This is a genomic window from Brachybacterium tyrofermentans, from assembly GCF_014897585.1.
GTDB lineage: Bacteria > Actinomycetota > Actinomycetes > Actinomycetales > Dermabacteraceae > Brachybacterium > Brachybacterium tyrofermentans.
This window is the reverse complement of sequence record NZ_JABUXW010000003.1, coordinates 167,639-183,306: the sequence shown is the minus strand read 5'-3', so window position 1 is coordinate 183,306 and position 15,668 is coordinate 167,639. Positions and strand designations below refer to the sequence as shown.

Genomic DNA, 15,668 nt, shown 5'->3' with positions numbered 1-15,668 from the left:
CGGCACACACCGGCCCGGAGTCGCGCCGTATCCTGGGGGGACTATGTCCCTCAGCTCTCTCGCCACCGATCCCCTGATGACCGACGACGCGCGCAACGCGCCGCGAGGCACCTATCAGGTGCGCACCTTCGGCTGCCAGATGAACGTCCACGACTCCGAGCGCCTCACCGGGATGCTCGAGGAGTCCGGGTACGCGGCGGCACCGGCGGGCGCCGACGCCCGTCGCGGCGAGGTCGACGTGATCGTGTTCAACACCTGCGCGGTGCGCGAGAACGCCGACAAGAAGCTCTACGGGACCCTCGGTTCGCTGCGCCCGGCGAAGGAGGCGAATCCGGGGATGCAGATCGCCGTCGGCGGCTGCCTGGCGCAGAAGGACCGTGCCGAGATCGTCGAGCGCGCCCCCTGGGTCGACGTCGTGTTCGGGACCCACAACATCGGCTCGCTCCCGGTCCTGCTGGACCGCGCCCGCCACAACGCCGAGGCGCAGGTCGAGATCCTCGAGTCCCTCGAGGTGTTCCCATCCACGCTGCCCACCCGTCGGGAGTCCGCCTACGCGGCATGGGTCTCGATCAGCGTCGGCTGCAACAACACCTGCACCTTCTGCATCGTGCCCTCGCTGCGGGGGAAGGAGAAGGACCGCCGGCCGGGGGAGATCCTCGCCGAGGTGCGCGACGTGGTGGACTCCGGCGCTCTGGAGGTCACCCTGCTCGGGCAGAACGTGAACTCCTACGGCGTGGAGTTCGGCGACCGCGGCGCTTTCGCGAAGCTCCTGCGGGCGTGCGGGGAGATCGAGGGGCTCGAGCGGGTGCGCTTCACCTCCCCGCATCCGGCCATGTTCACCGATGACGTCATCGACGCAATGGCCGAGACCCAGAACGTCATGCCCCAGCTGCACATGCCGCTCCAGTCCGGATCCGACGACGTGCTGCGCCGGATGAAGCGCTCCTACCGCAGCAGGAAGTTCCTCGGCATCCTCGAGCGGGTGCGCGAGCGGATCCCGGAGGCGGCGATCACGACCGACATCATCGTCGGCTTCCCCGGGGAGACGGAGGACGACTTCCAGCGCACGCTCGATGTCGTCGAGGCGTCACGCTTCTCCAGCGCCTTCACCTTCCAGTACTCGATCCGTCCCGGCACCCCGGCCGCGACCATGGACGACCAGATCCCCAAGGAGATCGTCCAGGAGCGCTACGAGCGACTCACGGCTCTGCAGGACCGGATCACGTTCGAAGAGAACACTCGCCTGGAGGGCAGCGTGGTCGAGGTGCTCGTCGCCGAGGGGGAAGGCGAGAGGGAGCATGCGACCCATCGTCTCTCCGGCCGCTCCCGCGACCACCGCCTGGTCCATCTGGCGCTCCCGCCCGGTCTGCCCGCCGCGGACCGGCCGCGCCCGGGGGACCTGGTCACCGCCACCGTCACCCGCGCGGCGCCCTACTACCTCATCGCGGACAGCGCTCTCGGCGCCATGGACGGATCCCTCGCCCCGGAGCAGTTCTCCGTGCGTCGCACCCGCTCCGGGGACGCCTGGGAGGCCGGGGTGAGCGGCACGGACGGCGGATCCTCCTGCGGAACAGGCGGCGCTGCCGCGCCGCCGGGACCGGTCACCCTGGGCATGCCGAGCCTGCGTCGTCCCTGAGCCTGCTCTGGCGCTGTATAGCGCAGGGCCCGCGAGAACCGCGGACCTCAGGCTCAGACGTCGAGCTCGTCCAGCTCGGCGCCGAGGCGCTCCTCGAGGCTGTGGAAGAACGCGATCACCGTGCTCAGCCCGCACTTGATCGCTGAGTCGACCTGGGAATCCAGGGCGCCGGCGCGGAAGTCCGCGGCGAGCTCGCCGTAGACGCCGAGGAGCCCCTCGGACTCGCGGCGCACGTACACCTTGGGCCAGATCCGGTTCATGTTCCACTCGTTGCAGAGCTTGACCATCTCGACCTTGCGGGAGAAGTCCACCGAGTGGCTCCAGCGTCCGCGGGTCTGCAGAACAGCCTGCTCCTCGCCGGAGAGCATGAACTGGAAACGGTAGTCGTCGAAGCGCGCGCGGAGGATCTCCGCGTGCTCGTCGTCCTCGACGAAGGCATATCCGTGCCGAGCAAGGCTCTGCTCGATGCGGGCCATGGTCATCGGGGCGAGCCCGTGAGTCGAGTCCGGCAGTGCAGGGGACTCGTGCGGTGCAGTCACTTCCAACCTCAGGCAATGCAGTAGTCGTGGTCGACGGCCCGGCGGCGCCGGGTCGCGGCTCACACTACTCCCTTCCTCGGGGAATCGGCCTGCCACCAGGCGTGATCCGGCTGACCTTCGCCATCGGCGCAGGTAGTCTGCCAGGCATGGACCTTCCTGCGACCGTGCGGCCCGAGACATCACCGCTCCAGGCCGGACTCCGCGCAGAGCACACCGCCCTTCCGGTGGTCGCCGTCGTCGGAGCCACGGCGACCGGGAAGTCGGATCTTGCCATCGCGCTGGCCCGGCGGCTCGACGGCGAGATCATCAACGCCGACGCCCTGCAGTTCTATCGCGGCATGGATATCGGCACCGCGAAGGTGACCAGTGCCGAGCGCGAGGCGATGCCCCATCATCAGCTCGACATCCTGGAGGTCACCCAGGAGGCGAGCGTCTCCGCGTACCAGGAGGGCGCACGCACAGCGATCGCGGAGATCCGCTCCCGGGGACGGCGACCGATCCTCGTGGGCGGCTCAGGGCTGTACGTGCGCGCGGCCCTCGACGAGATCGAGTTCCCACCCACCGACGCGAAGACCCGCGCCCGCCTCGAGGCACGCGCGACGCGAGAAGGCCCGGCCGCGCTGCATGCCGAGCTCACCCGCAGCGACCCTGAGGCCGCGGCGAAGATCGGTCCGGGGGATGCTCGCCGGATCGTGCGCGCGCTGGAGGTGGGGGAGTTGACCGGCCGACCCTTCGCCGCCTTCCTGCCCCGGCCGATCTACGCGGAGCCCGGCACGGTGCAGCTCGGGCTGCGCCTGGATCGAGCGGAACTGCACGAACGCATCGAGCAGCGGGTGCACAGGATGGTCGAGCTCGGGCTGCTCGACGAGATCCGGGCACTCCGCGACCGTGGCCTGGACCAGGGTCTCACCGCTCGCCGCGCGATCGGGTACGCGCAGGGTCTGGCCGTCCTGGACGGGACGATGAGCTGCGAGGAGGCGATCGAGGCGACGATCGTGGGCACGCGCCGCCTGGTGCGCAAGCAGGACACGTGGTTCCGCCGTGACCTCCGGGTGCGCTGGATCGATGCGGTCCCAGACCCGCAGCGCACGGGCGACGTCGTGCTCGAGCGGGCGCTGCACGCGATCAGGGACGCGGGCGAGCTGGGCGGGCCGGACGGGCTGGGCGGGCCGGACGGGCTGGGCGGGCCGGACGGGCCGGCGACGGCATAGGCTCGTCCCATGACCGACAGCATCCGCTTCACCAAGGGCCACGGCACCGAGAACGACTTCGTCATCCTCGATGACCCGGACGGTGCCCTGGACCTGGAACCGCAGGCCGTCATCGCGCTCACGGACCGTCGGGCCGGTATCGGCGGCGACGGCGTGATCCGCGCCGTGCGCACCCGGGCCGCCGGCATCGACGCCCCGGTGGATGCCCCGGAATGGTTCATGGACTACCGCAACGCCGACGGCTCGATCGCGGAGATGTGCGGCAACGGGGTCCGCGTGCTCGCCGCGCATCTGCTGCGTGCGGGGCACGTGCAGGGCGACAGATTCGCCGTCTGGACCCGCGCCGGGGCACGGTCGGTCGACGTCCTCGAGCGCGCGGAGACGGACGGGGCTCCCTGGTCGGTGCGCATCGGCATGGGGAGGAGCACGAGCCTCCAGGGGGAGCGCACCGTCGAGGTCGCCGGGCAGGCGCTCCCGGTCACGGACGTCGATATGGGCAACCCGCACGCCGTCGCCTTCCTCCCGGAGGGCACCGCTCTCGAGCAGCTCGACCTGACGCATCGGCCGTCCCTGGACCCCGAACCTCCCGCTGACGCGAACATCGAGCTCGTCGTCGAGCGCGGGCCGCGCCACGTGGCGATGCGGGTGTTCGAGCGCGGGGTGGGCGAGACCCGCTCCTGCGGGACCGGGATCGCGGCGACCGCTGTGGCGGCGGCCCTGCGCGCCGGCGACACCAGTGCAGAGCCCTGGACGGTGGATGTTCCCGGTGGGCGCCTGCAGGTGGGATGGACGGCGACCGGTGAGGTCACGCTCACCGGCCCGGCGGTGCTCGTCGCCGACGGCGTCACGCTGGTCTGACGGGACCCACCTCGAGCACGCGGAAGCCCTTCGCGCTGGCGACCTTCGCGACCTCTCGATCGGGCAGCTGCTCCCCGAGCCACCGGGCGAGCGGATCCGCTCCGAGATTCTTCCCGACAACCAGCGCGGCAGTCCCCTCCGGGGTCAGACGGGCCGTCCACTGCAGCAGCAGGTCATGCAGCGCCGGCTTGCCGATCCGGATCGGCGGGTTCGACCAGATCGCATCGAGCATCAGATCCTCCGGCACCTCGTCGGGGGCGACGACGCGCACATTCGTGAGGCCGGCTCGCTCGACGTTCTGCGCCGTGAGCTCACGAGCGCGCTCGCTGACGTCGACCGCCCACACCTCTGCGTCAGGATGCGTGATCGCTGCGGTCAGGGCGATCGGCCCCCAGCCGCATCCCAGATCGAGGATCCGTGCCCGCGCCGGCGGCTCCGTGATCTCGTCGAGCCGGTTCAGGAGCACGGCGGTGGCCTTGTCCACACCGTGCCCGCTGAACACGGAGGCGCTGGAGACCAGCTCGAGGTCGCGGCCGGCCAGGCGCACCGCAAGCGGGAAGCGCCGGGCATCGGTCGTCGGGGAAGGGGTGAAATAGTGCTCGTCCACCTGAGCAGGATACGGACTCCGACGGCCCGGGAGGAGCACGTCGAGGAAGGATGACCACAGCACCGCTATCCGCTCACCGCAAAATGCCTCGACCACGGCCCGCGGTCGTGGGACTCTTGTCAGGACAGTTCGTCCCCCATCTTGAGGAGTGCCCCGACCGTGCCCATCGCCTTCCATCCCGAACCCGACTCCGACACCGACGTCGACGGGACCACCACGGGAGGGACCGGGGCCGCGGCGCACACCGACAGCGCAGGCACCCCGGCCATCCCGGAGGAGACCGCGCCGGCCGTGGGCCGACGAGACGCGCTGACCCAGCGGATCCTCTCCCGCAGCGCGGCATCCGCCACCTACGATTCCTCGTCCGACGGGGAACAGTACGACCTCGCCGACCGTCAGGCTCTGCGTCGCGTCGCCGGGCTCTCCACCGAGCTCGAGGACGTCAGCGAGGTCGAATACCGACAGCTCCGCCTCGAGCGAGTCGTGCTGGCGGGTCTCTACACCTCGGGGAACACCGGGGAGGCGGAGACCAGCCTGCTCGAGCTCGCCGCGCTCGCCGAGACGGCGGGCTCCGAGGTGCTCGACGGCGTGCTTCAGCGTCGTGCACACCCCGACCCCGCGACCTTCCTGGGCAAGGGCAAGGCGGCAGAGCTGGCCGAGATCGTCGCCGCCAGCGGTGCTGACACCGTGATCGCGGACGGCGAGCTCGGCCCCGGCCAGCGCCGCGCGCTCGAGGACATCGTCAAGGTGAAGGTCATCGACCGCACCGCGCTGATCCTGGACATCTTCGCCCAGCACGCCAAATCCCGCGAGGGCAAGGCGCAGGTCGAGCTCGCCCAGCTCGAGTACCTGATGCCGCGTCTGCGCGGCTGGGGCGATTCCATGTCCCGGCAGGCCGGCGGTCAGGTCGGCGGCGCGGGAGCGGGCATGGGCTCTCGAGGCCCCGGTGAGACCAAGATCGAGCTGGACCGTCGTCGGATCCGTGATCGGATGTCCAAGCTGCGCCGCGAGATCAAGGCGATGACCCCGGGGCGTGAAGCCCAGCGGGCCGACCGCCGCCGCAGCCAGGTGCCGGCGGTCGCGATCGCCGGCTACACCAACGCCGGCAAGTCCTCCCTGCTCAACCGGCTGACCGGTGCCGGGGTCCTCGTGGAGAACGCGCTCTTCGCGACCCTCGACCCGACGGTGCGCCGCTCCACCACCCCGGACGGCCGCGAGTTCACCTACGCGGACACCGTCGGCTTCGTGCGGCACCTGCCCACGCAGCTGGTGGAGGCCTTCCGCTCGACCCTCGAGGAGGTGGGCGACTCCGATCTGCTGCTGCATGTGGTCGACGCCTCCCATCCGGATCCCGAAGGCCAGATCAAAGCCGTGCGGACCGTGCTCGGCGAGGTCGAGGGCTTCGATGTGCCCGAGGTCATCGTGCTCAACAAGGCGGACCTCGCCGAGCCCGAGACCATCGCCCGCCTGCGCAGCCAGGTCGAGGACTCGATCGTCGTCTCGGCCCGGACCGGCATGGGCATCGAGGAGCTCCGGGATCTGATCGCCGAGCACCTCCCGCGCCCGGCGGTCGAGGTCGAGGTGCTCGTGCCCTACTCCCGCGGCGACCTGATCGCCCGCGCGCACACCACCGGCGAGGTGCTCTCCGAGGAGCACGTGATGGAGGGCACGAAGCTCCATGCCCGCGTGGATGAGGCGCTTGCCGCAGAGCTGCACGGCGCGGCCTGAGGGGTCATCGGATCCGGCGCGGATACGCTGATCCGATGACCACCGCCACCGATCATGAGGCCGCCCCCGGGGCAGCCGATATCCAGCTGTCCACCCTCATGGAGGCGGCGGTCGAGGCGATCGGCGGCGTGCCGCGCCCCGGCCAGCAGACCATGGCGGAGGCGGTCGACACGTCGATGTCCGGAGGCCGCCACCTGCTCGTGCAGGCAGGCACCGGCACCGGCAAGTCGCTCGCCTATCTGGTCCCCGCGCTCCGCCATGCCCTGGTGAGCGGCCGACCAGTCGTGATCTCCACCGCGACGATCGCCCTGCAGACCCAGATCGTGCGCAAGGACCTGCCGCGCCTGGTCGAGGCGGTGGCCCCGCACCTGCCGCGCACGCCCACCTTCGCCCTGCTCAAGGGGCGTGCGAACTACCTCTGCCGGCACAAGATCGACGGCGGGTACCCGGTGGACATCGACCCCGGCGCGCTGTTCGCCGAGGCCTCGACCGATCCGTCGCGCTCGGGCAGCGAACGCCTGGGGGACCAGGTCAAGCGCCTGCGGGAGTGGTCGGAGGAGACCGACAGCGGAGATCGTGACTCCTTGGAGGATGCGGTCTCCGATCGTGCCTGGCGCCAGGTGTCCGTCACGGGATCCCAGTGCCTGGGCGGGACCTGCCCGATGGTGGAGTCCTGCTTCGCCGAGCGCAGCCGCGAGCTCGCCCGCGAGGTGGACATCGTGGTCACCAACCATGCCCTCCTGGCCATCGACGCCTTCGACAGCCACGGCATCATCCCCGAGCACGACGTGGTCGTCTTCGACGAGGCGCATGACCTCTCCGGGCGCGTCACCAGCGCCGTCACCGATGTCCTGAACCCGGGCATGCTGCGCGGCACCGTGCGCGACTTGCGCGGGCTCGGCGTCGCCGGGACGGCCCTCGACGATGCCTCGGAGGAGCTGCGCGAATCCCTCGAGCTCGCCCCCGACGGCCGCGTGATCGGTCCCCTGCCCGACCGCCTCGCCGATGCGATCCAGCAGCTGCGGATCGAGGCCCGCACGGCCCACTCCGACGCCAAGGACGCCGGTGACGACACGACGACGGGGACCGCCGGCACCCGCAAGACGGTCCGCGCGAACCTGCAGGAGATCATCGACGTCTGCGAACGCCTGGGGGCCCCGGCCGACGACGACGTCGTCTCCGTCTCCCATTCGCAGGCCACGGGGCGTTCGAGCATCCAGGTGGCGCCGCTGAGCGTCGCCGGTGCGATGCGTGGGGCGATCCTCGAGCACCGCACTGCCGTCCTGACCTCCGCGACGCTCGCGCTCGGGAATCGCTTCGAGCCGGCCGCCGGCGAGGTGGGGCTGGCCAGGGTGGACCGGATCGGTGCCGAGGAGGTTCCGATCGCGGCGGACACCGGTGCCTGGGCCGGGGTGGACGTGGGGAGCCCCTTCGACTACCGCCGCCAGGGCATCCTCTACACCGCGCGCCATCTCCCGCCGCCGGGACGGGAAGGGCCCTCGACGGCGATGCTCGATCACCTCACCGAGCTGGTGGAGGCATCGGGTGGGGGAGCGCTGTGCCTGTTCTCCTCGCGCCGCGGCGCCGAGCTGGCCGCCGAGCATGTGCGGGCCCGCCTGGACCTCACGATCGAGGTCCAGGGCGAGGACTCGATGGCGAACCTGGTGCGCAACTTCCGGGAGGACGAGGACGCCTCGTTGTTCGGGACCCTCACCCTCTGGCAGGGGGTCGATGTCGCGGGGCGGGCGCTGCGCCTGGTCACCATCGACAGGATCCCGTTCCCGCGTCCCGACGACCCTCTGACCGCGGCCCGGCAGGAGCGGATCAGCCGTCACGGGGGCAACGGTTTCATGTCGATCTCCGCGCAGCACGCGGCACTGCTGCTGGCGCAGGGGTCCGGGAGGCTGATCCGGTCCCAGGAGGATCGCGGGATGGTCGCGGTGCTCGATCCGCGGCTGGCCACTGCGCGGTATGCCGGATTCCTCCGAGAGTCGATGCCTCCGCTGTGGCCCACCACGGATCCCGAGGTGGCACTGGGGGCCCTGCGGCGTCTCGCGGAGGGCTGAGCCCCTCGACGTCGTCAGGAGGCAGGCCGAGCGGAGGCCCTCGACGTCGTGATGCGTCAGACCGAGCGGAGCCCCTCGACGGACGTCGTCATGCGTCAGACCGAGCGGAGCACGGCCACGACCTTGCCGAGGATCTCGGCGTGGTCACCGAGGATCGGGGCGAAGGACGGGTTGTGCGGCATGAGCCACACGTGGTCGTCACGCTGCACGAAGGTCTTCACGGTCGCCTCACCGTCGATCATCGCGGCGACGATCTCGCCCTTCTGCGCCTCCTTCTGACTGCGCACCACCACCCAGTCCCCATCGCAGATCGCAGCGTCGATCATCGAGTCGCCGACCACCTGGAGCAGGAAGAGGTCGCCGTCGCCGACCAGCCGTGAGGGCAGGGTGAAGATGTCCTCGACCTGCTCCTCGGCGGTGATGGGGACGCCGGCCGCGATCCTTCCCACGAGGGGCACGGAGACCGAGTTCGGGGTGATCTCGGGTGTGGACGGGAAGTCGGGCGTCCCGTCGTCACCGGGCATGACGACCTCCATCGCGCGGGGGCGCTTGGGGTCGCGGCGCAGGAAGCCCTTGCGCTCGAGGGCCTGGAGCTGGTGGGAGACGGAGGACGAGGAGGTCAGGCCCACCGCGTCACCGATCTCGCGCATGGTGGGCGGGTAGCCGTGCGCGGCGATCTCGGCAGTGATGGTCTCGAGCACGAGCCGCTGCCGAGGCGTGAGCCCTGCCGTCACTGGATCCTCCACGGCGTCGTCGCGGACCCGGCTCGGCTTGGGGGTGCTCGGCGTCATGGTGCGGGCCTCCTGGCTTCGTCTGTCGGACCCTTGCGGTTCCGTTGTCGTGTTGCCCAGCCTAGGGCGGCACGCACGGGATTCCAAACAGGTGTTCGAGGTTCCTCTTGCGTGTCGCGGCGATGGGGGGCTACAGTCGCACAGACATTCGATCGAACAGGAGTTCGGACATGCATACGAATATGGCTACGGTTCTTCCCCTCCCGCAGCACCGTGATGAGCGGGCTGAGCGTTCTGCTCGATCGGACGTTCGACTCGTCATGACCCGGCGCGGCCGGATGCTCCTGACGGCGATCGCCTTCCTGCTCGGGCTCGCCGTCGCCGCGGCGGCACTGCTGGTGTTCGGCATCCCCGCCGCTCTCGCCGGCGGAGCCGACGATGATGCGGTGACCGTGACGGTCCAGGAGGGCGACACCCTCTGGGGCTACGCCGAGGAGTATGCGCCGGAAGGGATGAGTCCCCATGAGTTCGTCGTGGAGGCGCGCACTGTGAACCAGCTTCCGACCGGACGGGTGTCCGTCGGTCAGGAGCTCGAGATGCCCGTCTTCGACGGCGCATCGCGCTGATGCGGGTGCGGGCCGGTATCCTGAGGGGATGCACTGCCCGTTCTGCCGCCATCCCGACTCGCGAGTCGTGGATTCGCGTACCTCCGACGACGGTGCGACGATTCGTCGCCGCCGCCAGTGCCCGAACTGCTCGCGTCGATTCTCGACCTCGGAGACCGCGTCGCTTTCGGTGCACAAGCGCTCCGGCGTGAGCGAGCCCTTCAGCCGGGCGAAGGTGATCTCCGGGGTTCGCAAGGCGTGCCAGGGGCGGCCGGTGACCGACGATCAGCTCGCCATGCTGGCCCAGCGCGTCGAGGAGGACATTCGCTCCAGCGGGCAGGCCGAGATCGATGCCCATGAGGTCGGTCTGTCGATCCTGCAGCCGCTCCAGGAGCTCGACCTGGTGGCGTACCTGCGTTTCGCCAGCGTCTACCAGGCCTTCGATTCGCTCGACGATTTCGACGCGGCCATCACCCGACTGCGCGCCGAGGCGACGACGGCGGGCTGATCCGCCGGCATCGCGGCCGGAGTCAGACATATCTGTCCGGTCCGGACACCAACTTCTGTGGATTCTGTGGAGATGGTCCAGGGCCGTCCCCGACTGTGCATAAGATATCCCTCGTGCACTCTTGCAGTGCACACCTGATCGGCGGTCGCGGAGGGGAAGCCGCGGCCGCCGATCGCCGTTTCAGGCGGGAGCGATGCCCGCCGGGAGCTCCCGCGAGTGGACCACGCCGAGATGACGCGTCGCGCGGGTCATCGCGACGTAGAGGTCGCCGGCCCCGTGGGCTTCGATCAGCTCGATCGGTTCGAGGATGATCACGCCGTCGAACTCCAGCCCCTTGGCCTCCTGGGCGGTCATCACCGCGATGGCGTCGTCGACGCCCGAAGAACCCTCGCCCACGTCCGGCAGTTCGCTGCGCCTGCTCAGCTCGGCGAAGAGGTCGGGGACCCGCTCCGACGCGGCGATGACCGCGAGCCGTCCGATGCCCTCTTTGTGCACGACCTCGACCGCATCGGCGGCCACCCGGGCCAGGTCGATCTGCTCGCTGCGCTGGATCAGGGGGTCCCGGTCTCCGTCACGCACCGAGCTGACCTCGGTGACGGGCAGGTTCTGGGCATGCGCCATCGCCATCGCGCGATCCATGATGCGGCTCGGCGTGCGGTAGTTGACGGTCAGGTGCTCGACCTGGAGCCGGTCCTGGATGTACGGGCTGAGGGCGTCGCTCCACGAGGTGGTGCCTCCTGCAGAGGAGGTCTGTGCGACGTCGCCGACCACGGTGAAGGACTTGGTGGGTGCTCGTCGCATCAGGGCGCGCCAGCTCATGGGCGAGTGCTCCTGGGCCTCGTCGACGACGACATGGCCGTAGGTCCAGCTGCGCTCGGACGATGCGCGCTCGGCGAGCGTGCGGCCGTCGCGGACCCGGTTGACCTGGTCGGCGAGGTCCTCGGCGCGCACGATCCCGGAGCTGTCGATGTTCTCGATGACCTTCCGGGCGTAGTCGACATCCGCCTCGCGCTGCGCGGCCGCGTCGCGGGCGCGGGCCTCGGCTGGCGCGGAGTCCTCGCCGAGGAGCTCGGCGACCTCGTCGAGCAGCGGGATGTCCTCGACCGTCCAGGGGGCGTCCTTGGGGCGCACCAGGCGTTCGATGCTCTCCGCGAGCGCAGGCGGGGCCGCCGCACGCAGACGATCGGGTCGGGAGAGCAGGATCCGTAGGAACCCCTGCGGCGTGTAGGGCAGCCAGGCCAGGTTGAGCTGTCTCTTGATCTCGGAATCGTTGCGGAGGTCCGACAGGAGGTCCGGGCGATCCTCGGGCACCACGGTGTGGCCGCCGGCGGCCAATGCCTTCTCGTACGACTCGGCGAGCCGGTCCATCGCCACCCGCACGAAGATGGTGCGTGCCATGTTGTGCGGCTTGCGCGACGCGCGGGCCTCGCGACGGGCGGCGCGGAGGGCGCTCCGGGTCAGGGTGATGGGCGTGCCGTCGATGCGCAGGCGGATATCTGCGTCGGGCACGATCTGGCGCTGTCGGATCGCCCGGTCGAGGAGCTCGGCCATGGCGATGTCGCCCTTCAGCGCGGCGATCTCGTCCTCATCGTGGAGGAACGTCTCGATGCCCGGGTACAGCTCGCCGGGGGTGAGCATCACGACGCCGGATTCGCCGAGGCTCGGCAGGACCCGTTCGATGTAGCGCAGGAACCCGGGGGTCGGCGCCATGATCAGCACGCCGGTGTGCTCGAGGCGGCGGCGATGGGTGTAGAGCAGGTAGGCCGCCCGGTGCAGGGCGACCGCTGTCTTCCCTGTGCCCGGACCGCCCTGGACCACGAGCACGCCACGGTTCTCGGAGCGGATGATGCGGTCCTGCTCGGACTGGATCGTGGCGACGATGTCACCCATCCGCCCGGTGCGGTGGCCGGAGACGGCGGCGAGCAGAGCGCCCTCGCCCTGGAGCACGACGTCGTGGTCGGCCTCCTCGAGCACGGACTGGTCCAGAACATCGTCCTCCAGACCGTTGATGGTGCGGCCGCGGCTGATCAGATGCCGGCGCAGGCGCACCTGCTGTCGGTCGGTGCTGGTGGCCTGGTAGAAGGCGGCGGCAGCGGGGGCGCGCCAGTCGACGAGGAGCTGCTCGCGCTCGGCGGTGAACAGTCCGATGCGGCCGATGTAGTGGCGTTCCGCGTCATCCATGTCGAGGCGTCCGAACACCACGGCGCGTGCGACGGATCGCAGCAGCGCCAGCCGGTCCTCGTACAGCGCCATGAACGAGTCCCGTTCGGACCGGTTCTGGTGCGTCGAGGCGTTCTGCGAGGCCTGCATCTGCTCGAGATTGCGCTCGACCTGGTCGATCAGCACGTCCAGGCGTGCGTAGAGGCGATCGGCATAGGCTTGCTCGTGCGCGATCTCCCGGTCGATCTGTCCCTCAGCATCGTCCACGGATCTGCTCCCTCTGACGGTGAATCCTTCCGCCGGACCTCACGGGAAGGACCCAGGGTCGGCGGAGCACAGTGGTCCATTATGGTGGACAGGCCTGGATGTGCGTGCCATCCGGCACGTGACATCCAACCGGCCGCGAGGGAGGAGACGCTGATGCGTGACCCGCGTGACCTGTACCGTTTCGAATCCGCCGATGTGCTGGCGGAGGTGCCGCGGACCGGTCTGACCTTGGTCCATGCTCTGCCGGGTCTGGTGGATGCCGGCAATGCCTGCCGGATCGCCTCGACCTATCTGCGCGACGAGCTCCGCCACCTCCGGTTGGTCACGTTCGACATGGACGAGCTGCTGGACTACCGGGGGTCCCGCCCACAGGCGGTGTTCGACGGGACCTCGTACACGAGCGTCGACATCCCGGAGCTCACGCTGTCCCTCATGTACGACGAGTCGGATCGCCCCTTCCTCTTCCTCGACGGGCCGGAACCGGACCTCCAGTGGCGTCGTCTCGCGGAGGCGCTGACGGACCTGGTCGAATTCTTCGACGTCGAGCGCGTCGTCGGCATGCAGGCGGTGCCCATGGCGGTGCCACACACCCGGCCGATCGGGCTCTTCGCACATGCCAACGATCCCGCCCTCCTGGGGCGGCCGTCGACCCGGCCGACCCCGGCGCCGGGCACGATGCTCGGAGACGACGAGGACGACTCCCCGGAGATCCTGGTTCCGGCGGCCTTCGGCGCGCTGCTCGAGCTGCAGCTCGGTCGCGCCGACCATGCCGCCATGGGCTACGCCGCCCAGATCCCGCACTATCTGACGCGCACCGACTTCCCAGCTGGGGCGCTCGCCCTGCTGCGTCGGGTGAGCGATGCCGCGGGCCTCGACCTGCCCTTGGTCCATCTCGGCGACCTGACAGATGCCGCCACGGTCGCCCTGCAGGGGACCCTCGAGCAGAACTCCGAGGTGCGCCAGATCGTCACTGCTCTCGAGGAGCAGTACGACTCCCTCAGCGAGGGCAGCGACCAGTCCCCGCTCTCGACCACGATGGATCTGCCGACGGCGGAAGAGCTCGGGGAGCACTTCGAGCGATTCCTGGCGGACCACGACGGGGAGAGTCCGGACGAGCCCCGTTCGGCCTGAGCCGGGGCCGACGCCTGCAGTCCTTCGTGGAGCCGGGATTCCTGGAGCCGGACCGGATATCCCGGCGCTGGGCCGTAGTTTCGACAGCAGACCGGCAAGTCGTTACCCCTTCGTGACCGTTCGGTCGACTTCGCAGTGTGAACGGGGACACTGCCGTGGCAGAATGGCGGCGTTACGGAGATGCAGGTTTCGCAGGACAGTCCGTCGAAGGTGCTTCGGCACAGCAGTACGGCTTGCACCTGACGTCTTCCGCTTCGGCGGCGGGCGGTTTCCCGTGGCACCGCGATCGCGTACCGCGATCGTTGATGGACGACACAGAAGGTGACAGGTATGGCACAGGGCTCGGTCAAGTGGTTCAACGCCGAAAAGGGCTTCGGATTCATCGAGATCGACGGAGGCGGCGCTGACGTCTTCGTGCATCACAGCAAGATCGACATGGACGGCTACCGCGCGCTCGACGAGGGTCAGCGTGTGGAGTTCGAGGTCAGCCAGGGCGACAAGGGCCCGCAGGCCGAGCAGGTTCGCCCGGTCTGATCGACGGCAACCCCGTTAATCTCACGGACCGGCCAGGAGCACATGCTCCTGGCCGGTCCGTCGTCGTGTAAGGAGTCTGTGGCCTGTCCGGTGGCGGCGCCTCGACCTCAGGCCTGGCCGAGCACCCGTCCGGCCCGTGTGAGCGCCTGGACCTGGGAGGGCTGGGCCAGGCGCACGGACACCGCATCCGAGCGCAGATCGCGGTCGATCCCCTCGGGCAGCGGGCGGTTCGAGGCCAGGAGCACGCAGTTCCCGCGGCGCTTCCCGGAGAGGTGGGCCGGCTCGGCGATGACGCCGACGTGGGGGAAGACGGCGCTGAGGGTTGCGACCTCATCGGCCATGAGCCCGGTTCCCGGGGGAGCGGCGCAGTTCGCGAGATAGAGCCCCCCATCGCGCAGCACGCGAGCTGCGTGCTGCGCCGTCTGGACGGTGATGAGGGACTCCGGCGTCATCGCACCGGAGAACACGTCCCGTACCAGGACATCGAACCGATCGTCCCGCCACGCCGTCAGTGCGTCGACGGCATCGTCGATCCGAAGACGGAGCTGGGGCGAGCGGGGCAGGTCGAACCAGTCCCGGACCTGGTTCGCGAGGAGCTCGTCGAGCTCGACGACGATCTGCTTGGACCGAGGGTGGCGCATCGCGATCGCCCGGGGCAGCGAGCATCCGCCCCCACCGAGGTGGGCGAGCTGCGGGGAGGCGGCGCCGCCGGGTTCCGCGCGACCGTCCCTGCCCGGATCCAGATGCTGGTCGATCGCGATGAGCATCCACCGCATGTACTCGAACACCAGATGCTCAGGATCCGGATGCAGATGCGAGGACGGCACCCCGTTGACGTCGAGCAGCACGGAGCCGTCGTTCTCGAGGGTGAGCCGGGCGATCCCGGTGGAGATGGGGATGGCGGTATCGAGCGGTCCGAGGTGCTCGAAAGGGGCGTGGCGCACACGCTCGCGACGGGACATCGTCCCACTGTAGGAGACCGGGAGCCGGGTCTGGGGTGCACGCGCCGTGCGGGCCCTGCACCTCTTCGCCCTTCCTTCCTCCCCAGCCGCCGATCATCCACCGCACCAGTCGTCACGCCCCGTCT

The 15,668-nt window shown here is 70.0% G+C and carries 14 protein-coding genes; 9 read left to right on the top strand and 5 right to left on the bottom strand.

What is annotated here, in order from left to right; genetic code table 11:
• Positions 1-43: 43 nt before the first annotated feature.
• The gene (gene miaB / locus INT49_RS03300; protein ID WP_193116291.1) at positions 44-1,636 is read left to right on the top strand and encodes a tRNA (N6-isopentenyl adenosine(37)-C2)-methylthiotransferase MiaB; all 1,593 of its coding nucleotides are present in this window, start codon (positions 44-46) and stop codon (positions 1,634-1,636) included.
• A gap of 53 nt (positions 1,637-1,689) precedes the next feature.
• Here the strand turns inward: miaB and INT49_RS03295 are convergent, their stop codons facing one another.
• Entirely contained in the window at positions 1,690-2,175 is a 486-nt protein-coding gene (locus INT49_RS03295) for a YbjN domain-containing protein (RefSeq protein ID WP_319021494.1), read from the bottom strand.
• 146 nt (positions 2,176-2,321) lie between these two features.
• Between INT49_RS03295 and miaA the strand changes: the two genes are divergently transcribed.
• Positions 2,322-3,386, top strand: a complete 1,065-nt coding sequence (gene miaA, locus INT49_RS03290) for a tRNA (adenosine(37)-N6)-dimethylallyltransferase MiaA (RefSeq protein WP_193116290.1) — start codon at positions 2,322-2,324, stop codon at positions 3,384-3,386.
• Between the two features lie 9 nt (positions 3,387-3,395).
• Positions 3,396-4,244: a diaminopimelate epimerase gene (dapF, locus tag INT49_RS03285; RefSeq protein WP_193116289.1), complete on the top strand. Its 849-nt coding sequence runs from the start codon at positions 3,396-3,398 to the stop codon at positions 4,242-4,244.
• Here dapF and INT49_RS03280 read toward each other — a convergent pair.
• Positions 4,231-4,851 (bottom strand): class I SAM-dependent methyltransferase, encoded by a 621-nt coding sequence (locus tag INT49_RS03280; RefSeq protein WP_193116288.1) that lies wholly within the window; start codon positions 4,849-4,851, stop codon positions 4,231-4,233. The two genes, dapF and INT49_RS03280, sit on opposite strands and share 14 nt — an antisense overlap.
• Positions 4,852-5,010: 159 nt before the next feature.
• On the opposite strand from INT49_RS03280, the gene hflX reads away from it, so the two are divergent.
• Positions 5,011-6,579 (top strand): GTPase HflX, encoded by a 1,569-nt coding sequence (gene hflX, locus INT49_RS03275; protein WP_193116287.1) that lies wholly within the window; start codon positions 5,011-5,013, stop codon positions 6,577-6,579.
• Positions 6,580-6,614: 35 nt separating this feature from the next.
• Entirely contained in the window at positions 6,615-8,645 is a 2,031-nt protein-coding gene (locus INT49_RS03270; protein WP_193116286.1) for an ATP-dependent DNA helicase, read from the top strand.
• Between the two features lie 95 nt (positions 8,646-8,740).
• On the opposite strand, the gene lexA is transcribed toward INT49_RS03270, so the two are convergent.
• Complete coding sequence (lexA, locus tag INT49_RS03265; protein ID WP_193116285.1) at positions 8,741-9,436, bottom strand: transcriptional repressor LexA; 696 nt, start codon at positions 9,434-9,436, stop codon at positions 8,741-8,743.
• Positions 9,437-9,696: 260 nt separating this feature from the next.
• On the opposite strand from lexA, the gene INT49_RS03260 reads away from it, so the two are divergent.
• Together INT49_RS03260 and nrdR are read left to right on the top strand one after the other, a co-directional pair.
• Positions 9,697-10,002, top strand: coding sequence for a peptidoglycan-binding protein LysM (locus tag INT49_RS03260; RefSeq protein WP_226849661.1), 306 nt, complete (start codon positions 9,697-9,699; stop codon positions 10,000-10,002).
• A gap of 28 nt (positions 10,003-10,030) precedes the next feature.
• Positions 10,031-10,489 carry a transcriptional regulator NrdR gene (nrdR, locus tag INT49_RS03255; protein ID WP_193116283.1) on the top strand — a complete coding sequence of 153 codons (459 nt, stop codon included), beginning with the start codon at positions 10,031-10,033 and terminating at the stop codon, positions 10,487-10,489.
• A 180-nt stretch (positions 10,490-10,669) separates the two neighbouring features.
• Here nrdR and INT49_RS03250 read toward each other — a convergent pair whose 3' ends face one another.
• Positions 10,670-12,916, bottom strand: coding sequence for a HelD family protein (locus tag INT49_RS03250; protein ID WP_193116282.1), 2,247 nt, complete (start codon positions 12,914-12,916; stop codon positions 10,670-10,672).
• A gap of 153 nt (positions 12,917-13,069) precedes the next feature.
• Here INT49_RS03250 and INT49_RS03245 point away from each other — a divergent pair, with 153 nt between their 5' ends.
• Both INT49_RS03245 and INT49_RS03240 read left to right on the top strand, forming a co-directional pair.
• A complete protein-coding gene (locus INT49_RS03245) occupies positions 13,070-14,047 on the top strand; it encodes a proteasome assembly chaperone family protein (RefSeq protein ID WP_193116281.1) in 978 nt (325 codons plus the stop codon).
• Positions 14,048-14,377: 330 nt separating this feature from the next.
• Positions 14,378-14,581: a cold-shock protein gene (locus INT49_RS03240; RefSeq protein WP_193116280.1), complete on the top strand. Its 204-nt coding sequence runs from the start codon at positions 14,378-14,380 to the stop codon at positions 14,579-14,581.
• 107 nt (positions 14,582-14,688) lie between these two features.
• Here INT49_RS03240 and INT49_RS03235 read toward each other — a convergent pair whose 3' ends face one another.
• Positions 14,689-15,543 carry a spermidine synthase gene (locus tag INT49_RS03235; RefSeq protein ID WP_193116279.1) on the bottom strand — a complete coding sequence of 285 codons (855 nt, stop codon included), beginning with the start codon at positions 15,541-15,543 and terminating at the stop codon, positions 14,689-14,691.
• Between the last annotated feature and the right edge of the window lie 125 nt (positions 15,544-15,668).